Source organism: Lentzea terrae (assembly GCF_003265345.1).
In the GTDB taxonomy this organism is placed as follows: Bacteria; Actinomycetota; Actinomycetes; order Mycobacteriales; family Pseudonocardiaceae; genus Lentzea; species Lentzea terrae.
Window position 1 is genome coordinate 124,958 of record NZ_QFWW01000035.1, and the last position, 23,299, is coordinate 148,256.

Genomic DNA, 23,299 nt, shown 5'->3' on the forward strand with positions numbered 1-23,299 from the left:
ACTTTGGCGACGTGTCATCCCCTGAGCGTCGCTATGTGATCACCTTCGGCTGCCCGGACCGCACCGGCATCATCGCGAGGATCTCGTCGTTCCTCGCGGAGCACGGCGGCTGGATCGTCGAGGCCGCGTACCACACCGACCCGGAGACGGGCTGGTTCTTCACGCGCCAGGAGGTCCGCGCGGACTCCCTGCCGTTCGGCGTGGACGAGCTGCGCGAGCAGTTCACCGAGGTGGCTGCTGGTCTGGGCGCGCAGTCGACGTGGACGGTGACCGACACGGGCGTCCGCAAGCGGGTGGTGATCCTGGCGTCGAAGGAGGGCCACTGCCTCTACGACCTGCTGGCCCGCGTCGCGACGGGCGAGCTGGACGTCGAGGTGTCGGCCGTCATCGCCAACCACCCCGAGCTCGGCGACATCACCCGCGCCCACGGCATCCCGTTCCACCACGTGCCGTTCCCGCTGAACGACCCGGAAGGCAAGCAGGCCGCGTTCGCGCAGCTGCGTCAGCTGGTGGACAAGCACGACCCGCACGCCGTGGTGCTGGCGCGCTTCATGCAGATCCTGCCGCCGGAGCTGTGCGCGGCCTGGACCGGCCGGACGATCAACATCCACCACAGCTTCCTGCCGTCGTTCATCGGCGCCCGGCCGTACCACCAGGCGCACCGGCGCGGCGTGAAGCTGGTCGGCGCCACGTGCCACTACGTGACGGCCGACCTCGATGCGGGGCCGATCATCGAGCAGGACGTGCTGCGGGTGGACCACGGCGACTCGGTCGCGGACATGGTGCGCAAGGGGCGGGACATCGAGAAGGTCGTGCTGGCGCGCGGGCTGCGGTGGCACCTGGAGGACCGGGTGCTGGTGCACGGCAACCAGACGGTGATCTTCTAGATCACCAGCTCTCCTTGCGGTAGACGGTCTTCTCGCTGAAGTCCTCTTCCGGCTGGGCGGGCTTCTGCTGCTGCTCGGGCGCGGGCGGGGCCAGCACCGACACGTCGGTGTCCAGCTCGCCCGCATGGCCGCCGACGACCTGCCGGAACTCGCCGACCACGTTCGTCGCCGCCCCTTCGCGAGCGGACCTGGTGAGAGCGAGGATCTTGCCGGCCAGCTCGGCGTTGCCCTCGATCTTCAGGTCGAGCAGCGCACCGTTCGGGGCGACCGTGACGGTGACCGACTTGTCCTCGGTCGTCATGGTCGTGCCCGCCGATTCGAGGTTGCGGCGGAAGGCGGCGGCGTTGCGCTGGAGCTCGGCCGTCTTGGCCTCGAAGTCGGCGAGCCACTGGTCGGGCGTCATCGCGTTGCTCATTTCTTGGCGGGGCGGGGGCCGTACTTCTTCTCCAGCGCGGTCGGATCATCGAGTTCGATCCGCTTCCGGCTGATGGAGTTGTCGGGACCGGTCGGACCTGTTACCTGCGGTTTGGCCTCCGAGAAGACCGCGACGTGCACGGATACGTGTTGCCAGGTGCCCCGCCAGTAATCACGCCTGGCAATTTCCTCGAGCTGACCACCGGCGAAGCCGAGCGCGTCGGCAACGCCGTTCGCGATGTCCTTGACCGCGTCGTTGAACGCGTCGACAGCCCGGTTGAAGGTGTCGATCGCGCTCTTGAACCAGCCGGTGACGGTCTCCGCGATCCGCTTGATCGCGGCTATCATCTCGCGGACCTCCTGGGCGTGGCGCCGCAGTGCCGCCGCAGCCCCGTCCAGTCCCTCCGCCGCCTGGAACAACTTGGCGCTTGTCGCTCTCCACGGTGTCGCGGCACCGGTCGGCGGCCACCGACTTCCACTGCATCGCCCGCGCGCGGTCGATCATCTCCGTGCCGCGTGCGCGCACCGACTCGGCGCGTTTCTCGATCTCGCCAGCGATGCGGTCCAGCTCGTCCGGATTGCCGTACACCGGTACCCCCGTTCAGTCGCGGGTGAGCAAACCTCGACCGAACGGAAGCCCGCAGGCGGTACCGGGAAAGATGCACGGAACTACTCAGCGGCTAGATCTTGGCCGCGGCCCTGCCCACGGCTTCGACCAGCCATCCGGCGTCCGCGGCCGACATGACGGCTGGAGGCGTGAAGCTCACCGTCCGGCCGCGGAAGTCGGCGAGCACCCGCGCCCGCAGGAGCTCGCCGGTGAAGACGTCGGCGGCACGTTTGTCCGGCAGTTCCACGCCCAGCAACAAACCGCGGCCGGTCGCGTGGGCCTTGCCCGCCACGACGGCTCGGAACCCGTACAGCAGTTCGTCACCCAGCAGCGCAGCCCGTTCCACCAGGCCTTCGGAGGCCGTGACGCGCAGACAGGCGTTGACGGCGGCCGAAGCCAGTGGTGACACCTCTTCCGGGCCGCGCCACAGCGGCACTTCGACGTCCTTGGTGGCGACGACGGCGGCGATCGGCAGCACGCCGCCGGAGAGGCCCTCGCCGACCAGCAGGATGTCCGGGGTGACCTCGTCGAGGTCGGAGCCCCACCACACGCCGAGACGGCCCAGGCCCGTGCGGGTTTCGTCGACGACCAGCAGTGCGTCGTGCTCGCGGCACACCTGGGCGATCGCGCGCAGATAGCCGTTGGGAGGGAGGGCGACGCCGCGGACCGGTTCGACCATCACGCAGGCGGGCGGCCCGGAGACCAGGACGCTGCGCAACGAGTCGATGCCGCCGTACGGGACGTCGCCGGTGGTCAGCACTCGCGGACGGCCGTTGGCCTGAGCCAGCGCAACGGCGAACTGGGCGGCCTCGGAGGCCGACGGGAAGGTGTGGATGTGGTCGAGCCCGTTCGGCGTGACCAGGTCGAGCATCAGGCGGTCCAGCAACGACGGCCGGCGCACCTGGCCGACCACCGCCTGCACCACCGCCGGGTGGGCGTGGCCCAGCAGCGGAACTCCGTAGCCGCCGCAGTCCAGGTACTCGACGCGGTGGGGATCCACCACTCGGGCGCCACGGGCGGCGCATCCGGTCAGCTGTTCGGTAGCCATGGCAGGGAACCTTTCCTGGGCAGCGCGGCCCGCGGCCGCTCGTCGGGATGGCGAGCGGACCTCAGTTCCCACTACTCATTCGGATTCCACGGCGAGTTGGTTCGCCTCAGGCATAGGCTTTTTCTCGTGCGGATCGAAATCACCGACCTCGACCAGCTGCGGGCAGAGTCTGACCTGCGCAAAGCCGTCATCATCGGGCTGGACCTGACGCGCGAGGACGTGCGCGTGCCGTTGGACGGGGCGCTGCTGCTCGGCTGCGCACTCAGCGAACGGATACAGCGCCAGGCCGAGGCCGCCGGAGCGTTGATCTTCCCGGTGATCCCGGACGTGCCGTACGAGGTGTACCGGTCGTCGCTCTACACGCCGCAGGAGCTGTTCGCGGGCTTCGACCCGGCCGACCCCAAGTCGTACGCCGACACCCCGGACGCGGTGATCTACCGGCACAGCAAGCAGCAGGGCCACCACCCGGACCCGCTGCACGCGCTGGCCGAACGCCTGCACGACCACTCGATCACCGAGGCGCTCGACGAGGTGCTGACCGGGCAACCGATCGCGGTCATGGGCGGCCACGCGCTGGCCCGCGACTCGGACGGCTACCGCAACGCCGTCCAGCTCGGCGCCGCGCTGGGCAGAGCCGGCTTCACGGTGCTGACCGGCGGCGGCCCCGGTGCGATGGAGGCGGTGCCGCTGGGCGTCCGGCTCGGTGAGGCCGACCACGACGTGCTCAAGGCCATCGCGCAGGCGCCGGGCTTCGGCCACGACGACGAGTCGATCGGCCGGTGGCTCGCGGCGTTCCCGGAGGTCCCCAGCTTCGCGAAGCCCCGCACGATCGGCATCCCGACCTGGTTCTACGGCCACGAGCCGCCCAACCCGGCCTGCGAGCTGCACGCCAAGTACTTCGCGAACTCGGTGCGCGAGGAGGGCCTGCTGACCGTCGCGACCGGGGGCATCGTCTACACGCCCGGCAAGGCGGGCACGGTCCAGGAGGTCTTCCAGGACTTCACGCAGAACTACTACGGCAGCGTCGGCCCAGCCGCCCCCATGGTGTTCCTGGGCAAGGCGTTCTGGACCGACGAGGTCCCGGCCGCGCCGCTGGTGCAGAAGCTCGCGGCGGGCCGGGATGCCGAACAGTGGATCCTCGTCACCGACGAGATCGACGAGGCGGTGGAACTACTGGTGAAGTACCAGGCCTAGGGGCGTGGCACCGGCTCACTGGAACGTCCAGCCGTCCCGCGCGCAGATGATCTCGCTGTTGCTGCTGTTGCGGTCCCAGATGCACGGGAAGCCGTTCAGCTTGCTGCCCTCGTAGTAGTTCTTGTTGCACTGGCCCCACTTGCCCTTGCCGAGGCTGGTGATGCACCAGCCCTGGCGGTAGAGGCTGCCGTTGCGGAAGTTCTGCCACAGGACACCGGCCGACGCGTGGTCACTGTCCTGGTCCTGCACCCACCAATGGTCGCCGGCCTTCTCGTAGCAGATCTCGACGGCCGGCACGGAGTGACATTCCAGCTGCGAGCGGGGCGGCAACGTGCCGGCGACTGCGAACTCCACGCCGTCCGCGGCCGCGGAGAACTCCGACACCGCCTGCACCGCCGTGGTCTCCGCAGAGGCGGCGGCGGGCATCAAGACACCCATGACGGCCACAACGGCCATCGAGAGAGCAAGCATCAGCTTGCGCATGCGTGTTCCTCCAGTTGTAAGGGTTTCCGCCTCGAACAAGGCGGACGTGAGTGGGCTCAGCCGATCGAGCTGAGCGGGACGGCGAAGATCGCGCGCCGGTCGATGAACGTGCTGCGGTCGAGGGACCAGGCGTGTTCCGCGACGGTCCAGAGCCTTCCGGCGGTCTCGTTCGGACCGTGCTCGTGGTAGAGGTCCTCGCCGCCGATGGCCCAGCTGTTGGTCTTCGTGCCGCGACCGACCGAGCCGGAGTACATCCAGCTGTGCCTGCGGCTCGAGCTGCGGCCGAGGTAGTAGGTGTCCTTCCAGGTCTGGACGCCCTGGACGTTGCTGCGCGGCATCGTCACCACGTCGTACGGGACGGCCTTGCCGCCGGTCAGCACGGGCAGCCGGGTCGAGGCGTCGACCTGGTACCTGACCACGCGACCGCCGTCGACGGCGGCGTTGGTGTCGCGGTCCTCGCGGTACTCGCCGACGACGAGCGTGTCCGGGGCCGTGCTGCGGTCCAGCGACAACGACGAGAAGCACAGCCGCGTGGCGGTGGGATCGCATTTGCTCGTCGACTGCACGGGTTGCCGGTACGTGGCGACCTGAGGCAGCACGTACTTGTAGTTGTGGGCGTAGTAGGTGCTGCCGCTCTTGCCGATGCTGTCCTGCGCGTCGGACACCTCGAGGATGCGTTCCATGTCGAACACCCGCAGGCCCACCTTGGTGTCGGCCACGTACAGGTAGTTGTTCAACCAGGCGATCCCGCCGGCGTGGATCGGCACGGCGGTGTAGTCCGGGGTCGCCGTCTTCGTCGGCTCGACCAGCAGCGCGTGCCGGTACTTGCGGTTCTTCATGTCGACGAAGGAGATCCGCACGCCCTTGTTCGACGCCGACTCGTCGTAGTACCAGCTGACGAGCATCACGCGGTTGTCGCCCCAGAGGCCGTCCTTGTCCGCGTCGGCCGACCCGGTGATGCCCTGCGGGATCCAGTAGGCGACCTTGCTGTCGCCGGGGTCCCAGCAGAACTTGTCGCTGCTGTGCAGGATCTGCCCGGACGACAGCGGGAAGTCCGATCGGTCGTAGTTCTCCGGCAACGAGTGCTGCTGCGCGCTGTTGCACGACGAGAGCTCGCGGTTGGCGTCACGCAGCACCGCGGTGACCGACGTCGTGGTGCCGACCGCGGTCTGCAGCTTCTCCGCGTAGGTCTGCAGACTCCAATCGGGCGTCAATGGGAAAGCACCCGTTGGGCGGCTGTGGATTAGGTCGTCCGCCTCCTCCTGGGCCTGGACGGGCAACGCCGCAGCCACCACACCCGTCAATGCCACTAGAAGTGCTGTGCGCCGGCGTCTGGTCATCATCGCTCCTGCTCACCGCTCAAGTCGTTGCGGTGACAGGTTTAGGGCGGGTTCGGTTGATCAGGCAGTGGCGCAGGTGCTGATCAATCAACTCGGATCAAATCGCGAGGTGCACGGGTGGGCAGACGAGAGCGGCCGATCGATCCCGAGACCGGTCCTGTCCAGCGGTTCGCGTGGGAACTGCGGCAACTGCGGGAGAAGGCGGGTTCGCCGAACTACCGGACGCTCGCCCAACGCGCGCACTACTCCGCCACCGCGCTGTCGCAGGCCGCCGCCGGGGAGCAGCTGCCCTCGCTGCCCGTCGCTCTCGCGTACGTCCAGGCGTGCGACGGCGACGTGGCCGAGTGGGAAGGACGCTGGCGCGAGGCGGCCAAAGGCGAGGACGACTCACCCCCGTACCTCGGGCTGACGGCGTTCGGAATCGGGGACGCCGAACGGTTCTTCGGCCGCGCGGGCCTCGTCGACGAGCTCACCGCCCGCATCCGCAGACAGCCGGTCGTCGGCGTGTTCGGACCGTCCGGATCCGGCAAGTCGTCGTTGATCCACGCGGGTGTGCTGCCGCGGCTCACGGACTGGACCGTGGTCACCGCGACACCGACGACCTGGCGTGGCGGCAAGGCCGACCTCGTCGTGATCGACCAGTTCGAGGAGCTGTTCACCCACTTCGACAGCGCGGTCGACCGCGAGGCGTTCGTCACCGCGCTGCTCGACGGCGACCACCGGCTGCTGCTGGCCGTGCGGGCGGACTTCCTCGGACACTGTGCCGCGCTGCCCGCGCTGGTGGAGGCGTTGCGCGACGCCCAGGTGCTGGTCGGGCCGATGACCGACGACGAGCTGCGAGCCGCCGTCGAACAACCGGCCGTGCGTGCCGGGCTGAAGGTGCAGCCGGAGATGCTCGCTGCCGCGATGGCCGACGTGCGCGGCCAGTCGGGCGCGCTGCCGTTGCTCTCGCACGCGCTGCTGGAGACCTGGCGAAGACGCGAACGTGGCCGCCTCACGCTCAACGGTTACCAGGAAAGCGGTGGGGTCGCGGGTGCTGTCGCCGCGACCGCGGAAAGCACCTACGCCGAGCTGTCCGGTCGTGGACGAACCGTCGCACGCGCGGTGCTGCTGAGGCTCGTGCAGACCCACGACGACGTGAACGACCTGCGTCGCCGGGCCCCGCTCGACGAGGTGCTGGCAGTGGGCAGACCGGCCGACACCGCGCACGTCGTGAACGTCCTCGCGAACGCACGGCTGATCGTCGTCGCGGACGGCGTCGTGGAAGTCGCGCACGAAGCGCTTGTCCGCGCGTGGCCCCGGTTGCGCCAGTGGATCGACGACGACCGGGAGTCGTTGCGGCTGCACCACGACTTCACCACTGCCGCGACGGCGTGGCAGTCGACCGGCCGCGATCCCGGCGCGCTCTACCGGGGCGCGCGGCTCGCCGCGATGCGCGAACTGGCCGGCCGGATCGAGTGGCCGTCCTCGTCCAACGAGCTGGAGCGGGAGTTCCTGCAGGCAGCGGTGGACGAGGAGAACGCTTCCCGGCAGGCCGCGGACCGGCAGTCCCGCCGGTTGCGCACGCTGGTGAAGTCGCTGGCCGCGTTGACCGTGGCGTGTCTGGTGGTGACCTCGGTGGCCGTGGTGCAGAGCAACACCGCCCTGCGGGAGCAGAAGGTCGCCGAATCACGCCAGATCGCCGTGCAGGCACAGGATCTCAGCGCGTCGTGGCCGGATGCCGCCGCACAGCTCGCCGTGAACGCCTACCGCGCGTCGGCGACCGCCGAAGCGCGCGGGGCGTTGCTCAGCACAGCCGCCTACAAGCCCGCACGGACGGTGTTGAAGGACCATCGCGGACCGGTTCGCGCAGTCGCGTTCAGTGCCGACAGTTCGTTGCTCGCCACTGCGGGCGATGACCATTCAGTGCTCCTGCGGTCGCCTTCGTCGGTTGCCTCTCCGGCAGTTCTGACGCAGCACAACGGCACCGTGCGCGCGCTCGCGTTCATGCCCGGCGGCACCGTGCTCGTGTCCGCGGGCGACGACCGGCGAATCGTCTTGTGGGACACGAGAACGCGCCTGCCGTTGCGGACTGTCACGCTCGACGCCGAGATACGGGTGCTTGTGCTCGGGGCGAGCGGCTCGACCGCTGCCGTCGCCACCGCCGACGGCCAGATCTCCTTGTGGCGCACGGATGACTGGACTCGCACGAGGACGGTCGCGCACGAGCTGGGAGAGGTGCACGCGCTGTCGTTGAACGGATCCGTGCTCGCCGCCGGTGGAGCGAAAGGCACGCTGGTGGTGGAGAACGACGTCACGCGCACGTTCACCGACCACGACGCAGACGTCCGCACGGTCACACTGAGCCCCGACGGCCGTGTACTCGCCTCTGGCGGAGACGACCATCAGGTGGTGCTGCGGGTGCTGGCGACCGGCAAGACGTCCGGACTGCGCAGACACGTCAGCGGCGTGCGCTCGGTCCAGTTCGACGCGACCGGCACCAAGCTCGTGTCGACCAGCGACGACGGCAGCATCCGCTGGTGGACGGTGCCCGACGGTGGCTGGCTGACCGGGTTGATCACCCGCACCCACCCGTTCTACGTGGCGGCGCTCAGCCCGGACGGCAACTGGTTCGCGGCGGGCGGCGACGAGACCGTGAGCCTCTGGAGCCTGCCGCTGCCACCCCTGACCGGCCACACCAGTCCGCCGGACGGCATCGCGCTCTCCCCGGACGGTTCGGTGCTGGCCACCGGCGGGCGCGACCGCATGATCCTGCTGTGGAACCGCGAGGGCAGGCAGATCAGGCGCATCGACGTCCCCTCGCCCGTGACCTCGCTGGCCTTCCGGAACGCGGACGAGATCCTGGCCGCGGACGTGCGCGGCGTGCTTTCGTCGTGGCGGACCGACGGCCAGGTCGTGCGCACGTGGCAAGGACATCGTGGCGCGATCAAGAGCTTGGTCGTGTCCGGCGACCGTGCGGTGACCGGTGGTGTGGACGCCGCAGTCGTGGTGTGGGACCTCAACTCCGCCGAACCGGGTCGTCCGCTGCCGTCCGGCCACTCAGGTCCGGTGAACACCGTGGCGTTCCTCGGCGATCTCGTGGCCTCTGGTGGCGCGGACGGCCGGGTGCTGCGGTGGTCCGGAGAGCAGGTCGAGGTCGTCCGGGAGTCCGGTCCCGCGGTGAAGTCGATCGCCGCCGTCCCGGGCTCTGACCTGCTGGTGGTGGGAGATGCCGGCGGCGAAGTCGCGTTGTGGGGCCGCAATGGCAAGGCGCGCACACTCGTCACTGGCCGAGGTGCTGTCGCGGCGGTCACCGCCAGCCGGGACGGCACCACCGTGGCGGCGGCCGCGAACGACAGTCTGATCACCTTGTGGCAGGTGGCCGACGGTGCTCAGGTCGCGACGCTGACCGGGCACACCGGTCCGGTCAACGCCGTGCTGTTCGACGCCGACGGCGACCTCACGTCGTCCGGCCCGGACCCGCGGGTGATCAGGTGGGAGCTCGATCCGGACCAGGTGATCTCCCGGCTGTGCGCCTCCGGCTGCTAGCGCGCCAGGTCCGGCAGCACCTCGGCACCCGGCAGCTTCATCAGCACGTCGCCCGGGATGAGGATCTTGCTCCCCCGGATGCCGCTGCCCACGACCAGTTCGGGGGCGGCGGCCACCTCGGGTGAGACGAGGATCGGCCAGTCCGCGGGCACACCGATCGGCGTGATGCCGCCGTACTCCATGCCCGTCAGCGCCACGGCCTCGTCCATCGGCGCGAACGACGCCTTGCGCGCGTCGAGGCGCTTGCGGATCACGCCGTTCACGTCCGCGCGCATGGTCGCCAGCACCATGCAGGCCGCATAACGGATCTCGCCGCCGCGCTTGCCCGCGACGACCACGCAGTTCGCCGAGGCTTCGAGCGGTGAGCCGTAGTGCGCGCAGAACTCGGCGGTGTCCGCCAGCGAGGCGTCGATCGGAGCGACAGCCACGCGGTCAGCGCCGTCCAGCGTCTTCAGCGCCAAAGCGACCGGTTCGGGCACCAGGTCGAGGCGGGACAGCACGGGGAAGGGTTCCAGCGATCCAGCGATGGTCCACACCTGAACCATCCTGCCAAACTCGGTTTGACCTTGACGTTACGTCAACCCTTACCTTCAGAACCAAGCGCGAAGGGGGAGCCGGAATGGCCTGGTCGATCGCCCAGGTGGCCCGGATGTCGAAGGTGACGTCCAGGACGCTGCGGCACTACGACTCGATCGGGCTGCTGCCACCGGCCTGGATCGGTGACAACGGCTACCGCTACTACGAGAAGGAACAGGTGCACCGCCTGCAGCAGATCCTGTTGCTGCGCGATCTGGGCCTGGGCCTCGACGTGGTGGCGGAGGTGCTGAACGGCACGGACCAGCTGACCGTCCTGCGCAACCACCACCGGTGGCTGCAGGACGAACGACAGCGGCTGGACCGGCTGTCGAGCACGGTCGCGCGAACGATCAAAGAACTGGAAGGAGGGGACGAAGTGAAACTGGAAGAGCTGTTCGACGGCTTCGACGCGTCGAAGCAGGAGCGCTACGAGGCCGAGCTGGTCGAGCGCTACGGCGAGGGTGCCAAGGAGCACATCGCCGAGAGCAGGCAGAAGATGAAGAACTGGACACGTGCCGACGCGGACGACTTCATGCAGCAGTGGCAGGACATCGCCCGTGATCTCGGTGCGCTGTTCACCGCGGGCAAGGCGATCGACGCTCCGCAGACGCAGGAGGTCATCGACCGCCACTACCGCTGGATCTGCCTGAGCTGGACGCCGAACCGGGAGTCCTACACCGGTCTCGGCAACCTCTACGTCGACTCGGACGAGTTCCGGGTCAACTTCGAGGTCAACGGCGACAACATGGCCACGTGGGTGCGTGACGCGATGACCCACTACGCCCAGACGCGTCTCTAAAAGCTGGCACGGGGGCTGCAGACCCCGTTGTCAGTCCAGACCGAACACCTTCAGCGCCTCACGGTTGAACGCAGGCAGGTCATCGGGGTTGCGGGACGTCACGAGCGTCCACCCGTTCATGTCGCACACCCGGACCTCCTGGTCAGCCCAGTCACCGCCCGCGTTGCGGATGTCGGTCTGCAGGCTGGGGAACGAGGTCAGCATCTTGCCGCGCACCACGTCGGCCTCGACCAGCAACCACGGCCCGTGGCAGATCGCCGCGATCGGCTTGCCGGCCGCCACCAGTGCCTTCACCAGCTGAACGGCGTCGGCGTCCATGCGCAGGAAGTCCGCGTTGGCCACACCACCGGGGATGATCGCGCCGTCGTAGTCGTCGGCGTTGGCGTCGGCGTACGTGGTGTCGACCGGGAACGCGTCGGCAGGCGTGAGGTGGTTGAAGCCGCGCACCTCACCGAGCTTCGGCGCGAGCAGGCGCGGCACTCCGCCGGCCTTCTCGACATGCGTCCACGGGTCGGTGAGCTCGACCTGCTCGATGCCCTCCGTGTCGACCAGGAATGCGATCTTCTTCTGTTCAGCCATGCCCAACGGCTACCCGGCGAAGAAGTCGACCAATCGGCGGCGCACCTCGGCGCGGTGCGTGATCATCGGCGAGGGCGAGTCGATCAGCCACAACGAGCCGTTGGGGAACGCTGCCGCGGTCGCCTTGGCCACGTCCTCCGGGTGCAGCGGATCACCCACAGCCCCGATGACCAGCACCGGGGCCGACACGGCCGCGAGCACCGAGGCGTCGGGGACGGCAACCTGGCCCGGCAGCTGCTCAGCGGCCGCCGACAGCCGGCTCAACGCGGCCCGCCGCTCGGCGACATAGGCCGGTGGCCCCACCGTCAGGTCGGAGAGCTGCTGCAACGTGAACGCAGGCCGCGGCTCGTCCAGCACGGCGGGCAGCAGCAACGCCACGCGCTGAAAACGATCAGGCTCAAGCGAAAGCAACCGGACCAACGCCCCGGCTCCGAGTGAGACACCAACGGCGTGATCAGCGGAAACAGTGCCCAGATCGGCCGCGATCCGGCCGTAGTCCCAGTAGCCCGCAGGCGCGTCCGGTGCATCACCGTGCGACGGCAGCGTCACGACGACACGGGTGCCCGGCAGGCCGGAGGCAGGAATCCGTGCCTCACCTGCGGTCGCGCCGAGTCCGTGGGCGACCAGCGTCACCGGCGAACCGGCGCCGTAGGAGTGCGTGATCACCAGCGGGGGCCGCGCTGCACCTCGATCAGCTTCGGGCGCACGTCCACCATGTACACGAGCACCGCGATGAGGCCGGCCAGCCAGAAGATCGAGCCCACGGAGCCGGGGTCGAACAGGAGCATCGCGGCCAGCCCACCACCGGTGATGCCGAGCCACGCGGGCTTGGTCATGCGCTCGGCCGCGGTGTACGCGTCCACCCGCTGACTCAGCGCGTGGAAGAACGCGAACAGTGCGACGACCGTGAACACCAGGTCGGCGAACAGGTACGCGATCTGGTCGAGGTACCAGAAGCTCCACGCGATCGGCAGGCTGAAGAACAACACCCGCCCAGACTACGTGGACACGTGCGAAGAGGGGAGCGTGCCGGTCGGCACGCTCCCCTCTTCAGCAGATTTCAGCGACTCACTTGGTGGTGTTCGTCGTGGTCGGCTTCTTGGCCGCAGCGGTGGTGCCGGTGCTGCGGGTCGTCGTCGCCGGCTTGCGCGGCGCGGTGCGGTTCGCGGCCTTGCGGGTGGTGCTGCGGACCTCGTGCGCGGCCTCGCCACCGACCTCGACGATCTCCTCGGCCAGCTTCTCGGCGCCTTCCTCGACCTCGTGGGCGACCTTCTCGCCGACCGAGCGGGTGCGGCGGGTCACCTTGCCGAGGACGTCGTCGGCCAGCTCACGGGCGTCGTGGGCGGCGGACTCGGCGCGCTTCTGCGCGGCCTCGACGGCGTGCTCGACCTGCTCGACGGCCTGCTTCACCTGCGGCTGGGCCTTGATCTGCTCCAGCGTCTGCTCGCCCTGCTCTGCGAGGTAGGTGTACAGGTTCACCGCGGAGGAGGTGTAGGCGTCGACCAGCTTCTTGAGCTCGACCGGCTGCAGCTTCTCGCGCAGGTCCTTGAGCTCGGCGGGCAGGTCCTGAGCCTTGGTCTGGGCCTCTTCCGCGCGCTCCTTGGCCTTGTTCAGCGCCTCGACAACCGCCTTCGCGGCGAGGTCACCGGCGCCGAGGGCGGCGAGCAGGGCCTGACGCGCGGCGTGCGCGGCCTGCTCGGCGGTCTTGCGGACGTCGTCCTGGGTGAGCTTCGGCATGGAGATCACTCCTCTTTGTTCTTGGCGGCGTTCTCCCGCCTGAAAGATTCATAAACATCGAGCAGCACCTGCTTCTGCCGCTCGGTCAGATCGGTCGCGGCGACGATGGCGTCCGCCAACGCACCGCCTTCGCGCTGCTGGAGGATCCCGGCCTCGACGTAGAGCACCTCGGCCGAGATGCGCAGCCCCTTGGCGATCTGCTGAAGGATCTCCGCAGACGGCTTGCGCAGTCCTCGCTCGATCTGGCTGAGGTATGGGTTGGAGACACCCGCCTGCTTCGCCAGCTCCCGCAGGGAGATCTTGGCGCTGTTGCGTTGTTCGCGGATGTACTCACCGATGTTGCGGCCGAGGTCCGCGACTGCTTTGTCGATGGACTTGTCCACTGTTCCCGCTCCCGTTCCTCGTGCCACCAACTACGTTAGCGACGGGTGCTAACTCTTGCAAGCACCCTGCTAGCAATCGCTGCGTGTGCTCCACCACAGGGATACCGTTGTGGGTGACATGGACGACGCCGGGGCCCTGCGCGCCGAGCTGGCCGACCACCTGCTCGGCGATGGTGTGCTGCACGATTCCAAGTGGCTCAAGGCTTTCCGGGCCGTCCCACGGCACGAGTTCCTGCCGCGCTTCTACCGTCAGCTGCCCAGCGGTGACTGGGAACGGGTCACCGCGAAGCACCCCGACTGGCTGAAACTCGTCTACGCCGATCGTGTGTGGGTTACCCAGTTCGACGGCGATGACACGGTGACCGGTGGCACACCGACCTGCTCGTCGAGCATGCCCACGATCATGGCGATCATGCTGGAGGCGCTGGAGGTCCACACCGGACAGAAGGTGCTGGAGGTGGGCACCGGCACCGGTTACAACGCGGCTCTGCTGTGCCATGCGGTCGGTGCGGACAACACGACCACGATCGACGTCGACCCGAACATCTCGCAACGAGCCAGGGAACGCCTGCACCGCAACGGGTTCTTCCCCACCTGCGTCACCGGCGACGGCGCGCTCGGCCATCCGGAGCGCGCACCGTACGACCGCTTGCTGGCCGCCTGCTCCGTCGCGACCATCCCGCCCGCCTGGCTGGAGCAGGTCAGGCCGGGCGGTCTGGTGGTCACCACGTTGCACCGCCCGATCGGTGCCGGGCTCGTCCGGATCGTGTCGAACGGCGACGGCACCGGCGACGGCCGCGTGCTCGTCGAGGACGGCCGCTTCATGCCGTTGCGCGCGCACGCCCACCCGCCGACGCTCGCGGGCTCCGGCCCGTACGACCGCACCACCACCACGTTGCCGCTCGACACCGTGATCGACCCGGCCAGCCCGTTCGAGTTCTTCGCCGGCCTTGCTCTGCCCGGCGTCGTCGCGGGCCACGACTGGCTCGCTCATCCGGACGGTTCCTGGGTGCACCACCACGGCTCGCACGTCGACCAGGGCGGTCCACGGCGCCTGTGGGAGCTCGCCGAACAGGCCGTCGTCGAGTGGCACGAGCTGGGCAAACCCCGCAGGCACCACTTCGGGATCACGGTCGGGCCCGACGGTCAGTTCCTGACGCTGGGCGAGCGCAGGTGGCACCTGTGATCCAGAACTGAAACGTCACGACACGGGTCACTGAATCGACCCCGGGCGGATGCGGTGCGTCATGATGCGACGCATGTCCAGATTCCGCCAGCAGGCACTGCTGGCCGGTTGCGTGCTGACCGCGTTGCTCACCGCGGCCGGTCTGTTCGTGACCGACCACGGCATCAACCCGCACGTGTGGCTGATCATCCTCGCGTTGGCGTTCCTGGGCTTTCTGGCTTTACTCGACCCGTGGGTCCGCCGCAGGCACAACGCAGAGCTGAGCACCGACGAGCACCTCGACGCCGCGTGCCGGGCGCTGGCGATCGGCCTGCAGGCGCAGTGGAACGAGGAGGTGCGCTCGCGCGGCCTCATCGACCCGGACTTGCTCGACCTGCACTGGACCGCCGCTGAGCTGGACGTGAGCGACGAGCCGGACGCGCCGCCCGGACGCAGCGACGCGGTCGTGGGCGCGTTCGAACGGCAGCTCAACCGCAGGATGGTCTTCCTCGGCGAGGCCGGCACCGGCAAGACGACGGTGGCGATGCTGCTGACCTGCGGGCTGCTGGACCGCTACGAGAGCGGCATGGTCCCGGTGCTGCTGCCGCTGTCGACGTGGAACCCGGCGGTCGAGGACGTCCGCACGTGGCTCACGCGCAGGCTGTACGAGGACCATCCGGCGTTGCGCAACACCGAGCTGTACGGCAGCTACGCCGGCGACCTGCTGGTCGAGCAGCACCGCGTGCTGCCTGTGCTGGACGGCCTGGACGACATCCCCGCGCACCAACGCGCGGACGCTCTCGCCCGCATCGCGAGAGCCTTCCCCGCCAGCCGTCCGCTGGTGCTGACCTGCCGCACCCACGAGTACGACCAGGCGGTGCACCTGGCGGGTCCGCTGCCCGGCGCGGACGTCGTCGAGATGGCCCCGCTGGACCTGGACGAGGTCGCCGCCTACCTGCGGGCCAGCGCCGACAGCGTGGGCGCGGCGCGGTGGGAGCCGGTGTTCATCCAGCTGCGCGAGGAACCGGACGGCCGGCTCGCCGACGCGTTGTCCACGCCGCTGACGATGTGGCTGGCCAGCATGGTCTACGCGGACAGCGAGGCGGAGCCGACCGAACTGCTCGACCGCGGCCGCTTCCCGGACGCGCGGGCGATCTCCGACCACCTCTGCGACGAGCTGGTGTCCAGGGCGTTCGGCAACCGGGCGTTCGCGCACCACGCCGGTGCCACGCAGGTCTGGCCGCGCGACCGGGCCCGCAGATGGCTGGAGTTCCTCGCGCACGAGATGCGCGACCGGGACATCCGCGAGCTGGCCTGGTGGGAGCTGCGCCGGTCGGTCGGCAAGACGTGGCTCGCGGTGCTCGGCGCGCTGGTGCTGGGCGCGATCGGCGGGTTCGGCGTCGCGTGGCTGATGGCGTACTCGATCACGCCGTCGCTCGCCCCGATCACCGGTCTGGTCGCGGGCATCGGGGTCGGCGCGGCAGCGTTGACGGCCTCGCAGGAACGCAAAGCCAAGCCACGGCTGGGAATCTGGCGCAGCCTGCTGCTGGTGCCCGGCGTGCTGGGACTCGCCGCCGGACTGGTTTTCGGTGCGCTGTACGGACTTTCCGCCGGGCTCGTGGTCGGGCTCGGCCTCGCCGTGGCGGTCGCACTGCGGTTCGCGCTGTCGAGCGCCTCCGAGCTCTCGCAGGCCTCCAGTCCTCAGTGGACGATGGCGCGCGACCGGATCGCGGTGTGGACCGGTTCGCTCGTGCTGGCCGTGGTGTTCGGCTCGGCGGCGGCCCTGGTGTTCGGCCCCGGCCAGACCGGCATGGTCGGGCTGGGCCTCGCGTCCGGGCTGATGCTCGGGTTCGCGCTGGCCGTGCTGCACCTGCGCTGGTGGTGGTTCACCGTCGCGCGGATCTGGCTGGCACTGCGCGGAAAACTGCCGTGGGAGCTGATGGTCTTCCTCGAGGACGCGCGCAAGCTCGGCGTGCTCTGCCGGGCGGGGGCCTGCTACCAGTTCCGGCACGGACTGGTGCAGGACCGCCTGGCAGAGCACGAGGTGACTACTCGGTCCGCAACCCAAGTGCTCCGGTCGCCCTTCTCAGCGAAGGCAACGTCAGAGCAGTGACCGCCAGCACCAGCGCCGCGGAAGCGGCAGTGACGAGCGCGATGCCCGGCCAGTCGAACGCGATTTCAGCGTCGGACACCTTCATCGACAGCGCCCCCAGCCCGATGCCGGTGGCCACGGACACCGCGGTGGACAGCACGAGCGGCACACCGTTCTGCCACAGCAACGATCGCGCGAGGGTGCCGCGCGGGACCCCGCTCGCCGCCAGCACCGCGAGCGGGCGCCGGCGTTCCCGCACCTGCTCCAGCGCCATCAGCAGCATGGACGCGCCGGCCAGCAGCAACGTGATCGCCGTACCCGCGTAGAGCCCCTGGCGCACCAGGCCGAACACCCGCTCCATCTCGGGGATGTCGTTCTGGCCCGCGAAGCTCGTGAAGGTCTGCCACGGGTAGGCCGCGATGGCGTTGCGCGCGTGTTCGGCAGCGTCCGGCACCGAGAGGTCCAGCTCGGCCATGAACTCGCGGGAGGTGTTGTCGACGGGGATGCCGGCCGCCGCGGCAGGCGTCAGGTACAAGCCGCCGTTCCTGGCGGTCGCCGGCTCCCACTGGGCAGGTGCCTTCCACCGCACACCCTTGCGGGGATCGCCGAGGGTCAGCTCGGCACCGGGCTCGACTGCCCGGCCTCCACCGCTGTCCGGCGCGTAGTAGGCCTTGCCGTCCGCGCAGTTCGTGATGGTCGCCTGCGTCTTCAACGCGTCGCACGGCCCGATGACGATGCCGACGTAGTTCGCCTCTCCGGCGCTGGCGCCGGTCCGCGAGATCTCCTGCACCGAGCGCACGGTCGCGGCCTTCTCCAGCGCTTCACGCAAGCCTGGAACCGCCACGTTCTCGTCCGTGCTGACGGTCAGGACGGCCAGGTTCGCCTGCCTCTTCTCCTTGGACACGACTTCCTGCTCGACCCCGGCGAGGATCATCTGCAACGTCACGGTGCCCGCGAGGACCACGGCCACGCCACCGACGACACGGGCAGCCGTACCGCTGTCGAGCTGCAGCCTCCGCACGGCGAGCTGCAGTGCGGGTGAGCCACCGCGGATCCGGAACACGACCCGCTCGACCAGCCACGGCAGCAACACCGGAATGCCGAGCATCAGCAGGACCACGCCGATGACGACCGGCCACTGCTCGGGCCGGTCCGTGTCGTTGATCTTGCCCATCTGGCTGCCCAGCAGCGCCGCCCCGACGATCGCGGGGACGAGCCGCCACCACAGCCTGCGGCGCACCGGCTTCTGCTGCCGCACCACGCCGAGCGGTTCGATGATCGTGCGGCGCATCGCGAACAGCGATGTGAAGACGGCGAGCACCGGCACCGCGACGACGACGAGGAGAACCAGTCCGAGCGACGGGGTGAGGTCGCTCGGGAAGATCGCGAGCTGAGCGATGCTGATCTTGTCGACGAACGGCCGGATCGCGTAGAAGATCCCGAACCCGACCGCGAGCCCCACCAGCGCACCGACCAGCGCCTCCCCGGACGCGATCAGCCGCACCCGGCTCGCCCCCGCGCCGACCAGCCGCAACGCCGCCAGCCGGCGGTCGCGCTGGGCCGCCGCGAGCCGTGCCGCGACCCCGACGAACACCAGCACCGGGAACAGCAGGACCACGATTCCGACCACGCTGAGCAGCCACAGGATCGGCGCGATCCCGCCACCGCCGTAGTGGACACCGAACCCGTAGGCCTTGGTACCGCCGCTCTCGCCGATCCTGTCGTCGCCCGCGTAGAACGTGTAGTCCTTCGGCCCGGTGAGACCCGCCTGGCCGATGGTGCCCACCACCCGCTGCGGGAACCTGGGCCGGAGCAGCTCGCCCTTGGGGCTCGCCAGCAGCTCGGCCAGTGCGGGCGACAGCACGATCTCGCCATCACCGGGCAGCTTCTCGACACCGGGCGGACGGGGCGCGTCGGCCTTGAGCACCTTGAGGTAGCGGCCCTGGATGTAGTCCGAGCGGTAGGCCACGTACGCGTTCTCGACCAGCAGAGGCGCGGGGCCGGTGCCTTGCGGCTGCGGCTCGCTCAGGTTCCCCTTGGCGTCCCTGGCCGCGAAGGCGCCGGGGATCGAGGCCGCGAGGACGAGCACGGCGACGCACATGCCGATGCCGAGACCTTGGAGCGCGAGCCTCACCCAGGACTTCCGGCTGCCCCCGACGGCCAGCCGGACGCCCAGGGCGAGGTCGCTGATGGTGCGGTTCACCGGGCGAACTCCACATCCCGCGAACGGCCGTCGCGCACGACGACCTCACGGTCGGAGTAGGCGGCGACGCGCGGTTCGTGCGTCACGAGCACGACGGCGGCACCCGTTTCGCGGGCAGCGGTCGTGAGCAGGTGCATGACGCGTTCACCGTTGAGCGAGTCGAGCGCGCCGGTCGGTTCGTCGGCGAAGATCACCTTCGGACCGGTGACGAGCGCACGTGCGACGGCGACGCGCTGGCCCTGACCACCGGAGGTCTCGCCGGGCCGCTGGTCGGCGACGCCGTCGACCTCGAGGCGGGCGAGCCACTCGTTCGCGGCGCGTTCGGCGTCCTTGCGCTTCATGCCGCTCAGCCGCAACGGCAGCGCGACGTTCTCCAGGCAGGTCAGCTCCGGCACGAGCTGGCCGAACTGGAAGACGAACCCGAACTCGGTGCGCCGCAGCTCGCTGCGGTCGCCGTCGTTCATCGAGGTCAGCTCACGGTCCCGGTAATGGACGGTGCCGCTGTCGGGCGGCAGGATGCCCGCGAGGCAGTGCAGCAGGGTGGACTTGCCGGAGCCCGACGGCCCCATCACCGCCACGACCTCGCCCGCGCGGATCGTGATCCCCGCGCCGTCGAGCGCGTGGGTCTTGCCGAACGACTTGACCAGGCCTTCGGCCCTCAACAGGGTCATCGCTTGACCTCCACGGCCAGCTGGTCGACACGGGCGGCGGTCAGTTCGAGCCACCGCAGGTCGGCTTCGAGGTGGAACAGGGCGAAGTCGCAGATGAGCTGGTCGGCCAGGTCGCCGTCGGCCTTGCGCCTGGTCAGCTCGCGCATGGTGCCGAGGTGCGCCGACCGTTGCGTGTCGAGCACCTCCACGGCGCTGCGGCCGGACAGGAGGGCCAGGACCACCTTCGCGTAGAGCGTGTTCTGCAGGTACGGCTCCGGCTTCTCCGGAGTGCTGAGCCAGCGTTCTACATCAGTGACCCCGGCGTCCGTGATCGCGTACCGCTTGCGCTCCGGACCGTCACCGGCCTCGACGCCCGCTTCGGTCACCAGACCGTTCTTCAGCAGCCTCGACAGGGTCGAGTACACCTGCCCGTAGTGCAACGGCCGGTCCTGACCGAATCGCTCGTCATACGCGCGCTTCAGGTCGTACCCGTGCCGTGGACCGCCTTCTAGCAGGCCCAACAGTGCGTGTCCGATCGACATGAGAGGGACTATACACACCATGTATACACCCGGTGTATTCAGCAGATGCCCTGACGGGCAACCGCCGTGGCGCCTACAGTGGTGGGGTGACTGGTCTGACTGTCGGCTGGGATCACGACGTCGAGCTGCTGCTCGACTTCCTGAACACTCGACACGTACTGGACAGTGAAGCCTCCTGGCGCGCGTGGGTGACCGAACGCGGCCTCGGGCGGAGCGGGGAAATCGCACAGGCGCGCGCCGCGCGAGCGGCACTGCGATCGTCGATCGAGGGGTCGTCCGGCCCTCAGACGACGGCGGGCGTGGTCCACATCGAGCTGACCGACGGCGTCCCGGTGCTGTCCAGCTCGGACGCCCTGGGCGCGGTGCTCGCGGCGTCCGCCCGGCTCGCGGTGCTGGGGTCCTGGGAACGCTTCAAGATCTGTCCCGCTGACGACTGCCTGCGCGCGTTCTTCGACCGCTCGCGCAACCGCTCGCGCACCTGGTGCTCGATGCAGGTGTGCGGCAACCGCGAGAAGGCCCGCACGTTCCGAAAACGAACGCGAGCTCAGAACACGGCGTTGGCCACCGTGTAGATCACGAGGCCGGCGAGCGCGCCGACCACGGTGCCGTTGATCCGGATGAACTGCAGGTCCCTGCCGACCTGCAGCTCGATCTTGCGCGAGGTCTCCTCCGCGTCCCAGCGCTCGACGGTGTCCGTGATCAGCGTGGTGATCTCCGCGCGGTAGTTGCTCACGACGTACCCGGCGGCCTGCTCCAGCCAGCCGTCGACCTTGGCGCGCAGATCTTCGTCGGTCGTGAGGTTCGTGCCGAGCGTGATCAGCCCCTGCGTGACGCGCCTGCGCAGTTCGCTGGACGGGTCCTCGGCGGCGTCGATCAGCATCTTCTTGGCCGTGCCCCACGCGCTGCTGATGAGCTTCTGCACGTCCGGGTGGCTGATCACCTGCTGCTTGACCTGCTCGGCGCGCTGCATGGTGGCCGGGTCGTCCTGCATGTCCGTGGAGAACTCGAGCAGGAACTGGTCGACCGCGAGCCGCATCGGGTGGTTGACGTCGGTCTTCACCGCCCAGGCGAAGTTGACCAGCTCGGTGTAGACCTTGTCGCCGAGCATCGCGTCGACGAACTTGGGCGACCACGTGGGCGCGCGGTCCGTGACGATCAGGCTGACCTTGTCGTAGTTGTCCCGCACCCACTCGTAGGCGCGGTCGCACATGAGGTCGACGAGCTTGTGGTGTGCGCCGTCCGTCAGCACCTGGTTGAGCAGCTTGCCGAGCGGCGGACCCCACGGCTTCTCGGTGACCCGCTTGACGATGGCGTGCTCGAGGACGGCCTGCACCTCCTCGTCCTTGAGCACCGTGATGGCGCCCTTGATGACGTTCGCGAGCTCGTTCGTGATGCGCTCGGCGTTGTCCGGGTGCTTGATCCAGGCACCCGCACGTTCCGCGATGCCCGCTCGCTTCAGCTTGTCCTGGACCACTTCCGGACTCAGGAAGTTGACGCCCACGAAGTCGCCGAGCGTCTTGCCGAACATGTTCTTGCGGGTGGGGATGATCGCGGTGTGCGGGATCGGCAGGCCCAGCGGTCGCCGGAACAGGGCCGTGACGGCGAACCAGTCGGCCAGCGCGCCCACCATGCCGGCTTCGGCCGCGGCTCGCACGTAACCGACCCACGCGCCCTCGAACGCGTGCGTGGCGAAGAAGATGATCGTCGCGCCGACGAGGAAGCTCGTCGCGACGAGCTTCATCTTGCGCAGGTCTGTGCGCTTCTGCTGGTCAGCGGCGGTCAGTTGCTCCACACCGCCATTGTCCGTGAAGATCCTGCGTTGTGCGGGTACCAGCGCTAGTCCCCCGGTTGCAGCCGTTCACGTCGACCATCTTCGCGGAGATGACGGCGCTGGCCGTGCAGCACGACGCCGTCAACCTCGGTCAGGGTTTCCCGGACACCGACGGTCCCGCGTCGATGCTCACGGCCGCCCAGTCCGCCATCGCGTCCGGCGTGAACCAGTACCCGCCGGGTCCCGGCATGCCGGTGCTGCGGAACGCGGTCGCGGCGCACCGTTCGCGCTACGGGCTGTCGTACGACCCGGACACCGAGATCCTGGTGACGGTCGGTGCCACCGAGGCGATCGCGGCCTCGTTGCTGGCGCTGGTCGAGGCCGGCGACGAAGTGATCCTGATCGAGCCGTACTACGACTCGTACGCGGCTTCCGTCGCCATGGCCGGGGCTACTCGGGTTTCCGTCGGCCTGCGAGAGGACGAGTCGGGCCGGCTCGCTCTGGACGTGGACGCGTTGCGGGCTGCGGTCACGCCGCGGACGCGGGCCATTCTGGTCAACTCGCCGCACAACCCGACCGGCACCGTGTTCCGCTTGGAGGAGCTCCAAGCTATCGCTTCGGTGTGCGTCGAGCACGACCTGCTGGCGATCACCGACGAGGTCTACGAGCACCTGGTGTTCGACGGCCTGACGCACATTCCGCTGGCTTCGCTGCCCGGAATGGCTGCGCGGACGCTGTCGATCTCCGGCGCCGGCAAGACGTTCAACTGCACCGGCTGGAAGATCGGCTGGGTGTGCGGGCCGGCCGAGCTGGTGTCCGCTGTTCGTGCGGCCAAGCAGTTCATGACCTTCGTCGGCGGGGCGCCGTTCCAGCCCGCCGTCGCGCACGCCCTGACCACCGAACTGGACTGGGTCACGGCGTTGCGCGACTCGTTGGCCTCGAAGCGCGCGCGTCTGGCCGAGGGGCTGCGGGCGGCCGGTTTCGAGGTGCGCTCCTCCGAGGGCACGTACTTCATCTGCGCCGACGTCCGGCCGCTCGGGTACACGGACGGGCTTCAGCTGTGCCGCGACCTGCCGGCTCGGATCGGGGTCGCCGCGGTGCCCGTCCAGGTGTTCACCGACCACCCCGCGGACTGGCAGCACCTGATCCGCTTCGCGTTCTGCAAGCAGGACGCGGTGATCGACGAAGCCGTGGAGCGCCTCCACAAGCTGTAGTTGTCCACAGGTGTGGATGAGTTCCTCCACAACTGTGGACAACCACTTTCGGGTGAGGCGTGGAGCCTTGACGCCCGAGTTCGACTC

At 69.3% G+C, this 23,299-nt stretch carries 23 protein-coding genes; 8 read left to right on the forward strand and 15 right to left on the reverse strand.

What is annotated here, in order from left to right:
• The first annotated feature begins 11 nt into the window (after positions 1 to 11).
• Entirely contained in the window at positions 12 to 887 is an 876-nt protein-coding gene (gene purU, locus DI276_RS43530; RefSeq protein ID WP_112275119.1) for a formyltetrahydrofolate deformylase, read from the forward strand.
• A gap of 1 nt (position 888) precedes the next feature.
• Here the strand turns inward: purU and DI276_RS43535 are convergent, their stop codons facing one another.
• From DI276_RS43535 to DI276_RS43545, 3 genes are all read right to left on the reverse strand, one after another.
• A complete protein-coding gene (locus DI276_RS43535; RefSeq protein WP_157985323.1) occupies positions 889 to 1,290 on the reverse strand; it encodes a YbaB/EbfC family nucleoid-associated protein in 402 nt (133 codons plus the stop codon).
• A gap of 8 nt (positions 1,291 to 1,298) precedes the next feature.
• Entirely contained in the window at positions 1,299 to 1,721 is a 423-nt protein-coding gene (locus DI276_RS43540) for a WXG100 family type VII secretion target (protein WP_112275123.1), read from the reverse strand.
• A gap of 260 nt (positions 1,722 to 1,981) precedes the next feature.
• The gene (locus DI276_RS43545; protein ID WP_112275125.1) at positions 1,982 to 2,956 is read right to left on the reverse strand and encodes an aminotransferase class III-fold pyridoxal phosphate-dependent enzyme; all 975 of its coding nucleotides are present in this window, start codon (positions 2,954 to 2,956) and stop codon (positions 1,982 to 1,984) included.
• Between the two features lie 126 nt (positions 2,957 to 3,082).
• On the opposite strand from DI276_RS43545, the gene DI276_RS43550 reads away from it, so the two are divergent.
• Positions 3,083 to 4,150 carry an LOG family protein gene (locus DI276_RS43550; protein WP_112275127.1) on the forward strand — a complete coding sequence of 356 codons (1,068 nt, stop codon included), beginning with the start codon at positions 3,083 to 3,085 and terminating at the stop codon, positions 4,148 to 4,150.
• A gap of 15 nt (positions 4,151 to 4,165) precedes the next feature.
• On the opposite strand, the gene DI276_RS43555 is transcribed toward DI276_RS43550, so the two are convergent.
• Entirely contained in the window at positions 4,166 to 4,633 is a 468-nt protein-coding gene (locus DI276_RS43555; protein WP_112275129.1) for a hypothetical protein, read from the reverse strand.
• 56 nt (positions 4,634 to 4,689) lie between these two features.
• On the reverse strand, positions 4,690 to 5,847 hold the full coding sequence (locus DI276_RS43560) for a hypothetical protein (protein ID WP_112275131.1): 1,158 nt from the start codon (positions 5,845 to 5,847) through the stop codon (positions 4,690 to 4,692).
• Between the two features lie 243 nt (positions 5,848 to 6,090).
• Between DI276_RS43560 and DI276_RS43565 the strand changes: the two genes are divergently transcribed.
• On the forward strand, positions 6,091 to 9,501 hold the full coding sequence (locus DI276_RS43565) for an nSTAND1 domain-containing NTPase (protein WP_112275133.1): 3,411 nt from the start codon (positions 6,091 to 6,093) through the stop codon (positions 9,499 to 9,501).
• Here the strand turns inward: DI276_RS43565 and DI276_RS43570 are convergent.
• Positions 9,498 to 10,046, reverse strand: coding sequence for a YbaK/EbsC family protein (locus DI276_RS43570; RefSeq protein ID WP_112275135.1), 549 nt, complete (start codon positions 10,044 to 10,046; stop codon positions 9,498 to 9,500). The genes DI276_RS43565 and DI276_RS43570 overlap by 4 nt on opposite strands.
• A gap of 74 nt (positions 10,047 to 10,120) precedes the next feature.
• Between DI276_RS43570 and DI276_RS43575 the strand changes: the two genes are divergently transcribed.
• A complete protein-coding gene (locus DI276_RS43575) occupies positions 10,121 to 10,876 on the forward strand; it encodes a MerR family transcriptional regulator (RefSeq protein ID WP_112275137.1) in 756 nt (251 codons plus the stop codon).
• Positions 10,877 to 10,906: 30 nt separating this feature from the next.
• Here the strand turns inward: DI276_RS43575 and DI276_RS43580 are convergent, their stop codons facing one another.
• The 5 genes from DI276_RS43580 to DI276_RS43600 all read right to left on the reverse strand — a co-directional run bounded on the left by DI276_RS43580 (position 10,907) and on the right by DI276_RS43600 (position 13,575).
• Positions 10,907 to 11,455, reverse strand: coding sequence for a type 1 glutamine amidotransferase domain-containing protein (locus DI276_RS43580; RefSeq protein ID WP_112275139.1), 549 nt, complete (start codon positions 11,453 to 11,455; stop codon positions 10,907 to 10,909).
• 9 nt (positions 11,456 to 11,464) lie between these two features.
• Positions 11,465 to 12,121, reverse strand: a complete 657-nt coding sequence (locus DI276_RS43585; protein WP_198681269.1) for an alpha/beta fold hydrolase — start codon at positions 12,119 to 12,121, stop codon at positions 11,465 to 11,467.
• A complete protein-coding gene (locus DI276_RS43590) occupies positions 12,118 to 12,393 on the reverse strand; it encodes a DUF2516 family protein (protein ID WP_112275326.1) in 276 nt (91 codons plus the stop codon). The genes DI276_RS43585 and DI276_RS43590 overlap by 4 nt, the downstream gene beginning before the upstream one ends.
• A 130-nt stretch (positions 12,394 to 12,523) precedes the next feature.
• The gene (locus DI276_RS43595; protein ID WP_112275141.1) at positions 12,524 to 13,192 is read right to left on the reverse strand and encodes a hypothetical protein; all 669 of its coding nucleotides are present in this window, start codon (positions 13,190 to 13,192) and stop codon (positions 12,524 to 12,526) included.
• A gap of 5 nt (positions 13,193 to 13,197) precedes the next feature.
• Complete coding sequence (locus DI276_RS43600) at positions 13,198 to 13,575, reverse strand: helix-turn-helix domain-containing protein (RefSeq protein WP_112275143.1); 378 nt, start codon at positions 13,573 to 13,575, stop codon at positions 13,198 to 13,200.
• Positions 13,576 to 13,693: 118 nt separating this feature from the next.
• Here DI276_RS43600 and DI276_RS43605 point away from each other — a divergent pair, with 118 nt between their 5' ends.
• Both DI276_RS43605 and DI276_RS43610 read left to right on the forward strand, forming a co-directional pair.
• Entirely contained in the window at positions 13,694 to 14,761 is a 1,068-nt protein-coding gene (locus tag DI276_RS43605; protein ID WP_112275145.1) for a methyltransferase domain-containing protein, read from the forward strand.
• Positions 14,762 to 14,834: 73 nt separating this feature from the next.
• Positions 14,835 to 16,853 carry an NACHT domain-containing protein gene (locus DI276_RS43610; protein ID WP_232837319.1) on the forward strand — a complete coding sequence of 673 codons (2,019 nt, stop codon included), beginning with the start codon at positions 14,835 to 14,837 and terminating at the stop codon, positions 16,851 to 16,853.
• Here DI276_RS43610 and DI276_RS43615 read toward each other — a convergent pair.
• From DI276_RS43615 to DI276_RS43625, 3 genes are read right to left on the reverse strand one after another with little or no spacing between them, the layout of a single operon-like run.
• Positions 16,789 to 19,035: an FtsX-like permease family protein gene (locus tag DI276_RS43615; protein WP_157985324.1), complete on the reverse strand. Its 2,247-nt coding sequence runs from the start codon at positions 19,033 to 19,035 to the stop codon at positions 16,789 to 16,791. The genes DI276_RS43610 and DI276_RS43615 overlap by 65 nt on opposite strands.
• Complete coding sequence (locus tag DI276_RS43620) at positions 19,032 to 19,706, reverse strand: ABC transporter ATP-binding protein (RefSeq protein WP_112275156.1); 675 nt, start codon at positions 19,704 to 19,706, stop codon at positions 19,032 to 19,034. Before DI276_RS43620 ends, DI276_RS43615 begins: the two co-directional genes overlap by 4 nt.
• Positions 19,703 to 20,227 (reverse strand): PadR family transcriptional regulator, encoded by a 525-nt coding sequence (locus tag DI276_RS43625; protein ID WP_112275158.1) that lies wholly within the window; start codon positions 20,225 to 20,227, stop codon positions 19,703 to 19,705. Before DI276_RS43625 ends, DI276_RS43620 begins: the two co-directional genes overlap by 4 nt.
• 86 nt (positions 20,228 to 20,313) lie before the next feature.
• Between DI276_RS43625 and DI276_RS43630 the strand changes: the two genes are divergently transcribed.
• Complete coding sequence (locus DI276_RS43630) at positions 20,314 to 20,799, forward strand: CGNR zinc finger domain-containing protein (RefSeq protein WP_232837320.1); 486 nt, start codon at positions 20,314 to 20,316, stop codon at positions 20,797 to 20,799.
• Here DI276_RS43630 and DI276_RS43635 read toward each other — a convergent pair.
• Positions 20,772 to 22,019, reverse strand: a complete 1,248-nt coding sequence (locus DI276_RS43635; RefSeq protein ID WP_408610632.1) for a DUF445 domain-containing protein — start codon at positions 22,017 to 22,019, stop codon at positions 20,772 to 20,774. The two genes, DI276_RS43630 and DI276_RS43635, sit on opposite strands and share 28 nt — an antisense overlap.
• Positions 22,020 to 22,048: 29 nt before the next feature.
• On the opposite strand from DI276_RS43635, the gene DI276_RS43640 reads away from it, so the two are divergent.
• Positions 22,049 to 23,212, forward strand: coding sequence for a pyridoxal phosphate-dependent aminotransferase (locus DI276_RS43640; RefSeq protein WP_112275160.1), 1,164 nt, complete (start codon positions 22,049 to 22,051; stop codon positions 23,210 to 23,212).
• The last annotated feature ends 87 nt before the right edge of the window (positions 23,213 to 23,299 follow it).

What these genes read in the sequence shown, in the direction of transcription:
- DI276_RS43535 (WP_157985323.1), bottom strand. Translation starts at nt 1,290, where the DNA reads ATGACGCCCGACCAGTGGCTCGCCGACTTCGAGGCCAAGACGGCCGAG.
- DI276_RS43545 (WP_112275125.1), bottom strand. Translation starts at nt 2,956, where the DNA reads ATGGCTACCGAACAGCTGACCGGATGCGCCGCCCGTGGCGCCCGAGTG.
- DI276_RS43555 (WP_112275129.1), bottom strand. Translation starts at nt 4,633, where the DNA reads ATGCGCAAGCTGATGCTTGCTCTCTCGATGGCCGTTGTGGCCGTCATG.
- DI276_RS43570 (WP_112275135.1), bottom strand. Translation starts at nt 10,046, where the DNA reads ATGGTTCAGGTGTGGACCATCGCTGGATCGCTGGAACCCTTCCCCGTG.
- DI276_RS43575 (WP_112275137.1), top strand. Translation starts at nt 10,121, where the DNA reads ATGGCCTGGTCGATCGCCCAGGTGGCCCGGATGTCGAAGGTGACGTCC.
- DI276_RS43580 (WP_112275139.1), bottom strand. Translation starts at nt 11,455, where the DNA reads ATGGCTGAACAGAAGAAGATCGCATTCCTGGTCGACACGGAGGGCATC.
- DI276_RS43595 (WP_112275141.1), bottom strand. Translation starts at nt 13,192, where the DNA reads ATGCCGAAGCTCACCCAGGACGACGTCCGCAAGACCGCCGAGCAGGCC.
- DI276_RS43605 (WP_112275145.1), top strand. Translation starts at nt 13,694, where the DNA reads ATGGACGACGCCGGGGCCCTGCGCGCCGAGCTGGCCGACCACCTGCTC.
- DI276_RS43610 (WP_232837319.1), top strand. Translation starts at nt 14,835, where the DNA reads ATGTCCAGATTCCGCCAGCAGGCACTGCTGGCCGGTTGCGTGCTGACC.
- DI276_RS43620 (WP_112275156.1), bottom strand. Translation starts at nt 19,706, where the DNA reads ATGACCCTGTTGAGGGCCGAAGGCCTGGTCAAGTCGTTCGGCAAGACC.
- DI276_RS43625 (WP_112275158.1), bottom strand. Translation starts at nt 20,227, where the DNA reads ATGTCGATCGGACACGCACTGTTGGGCCTGCTAGAAGGCGGTCCACGG.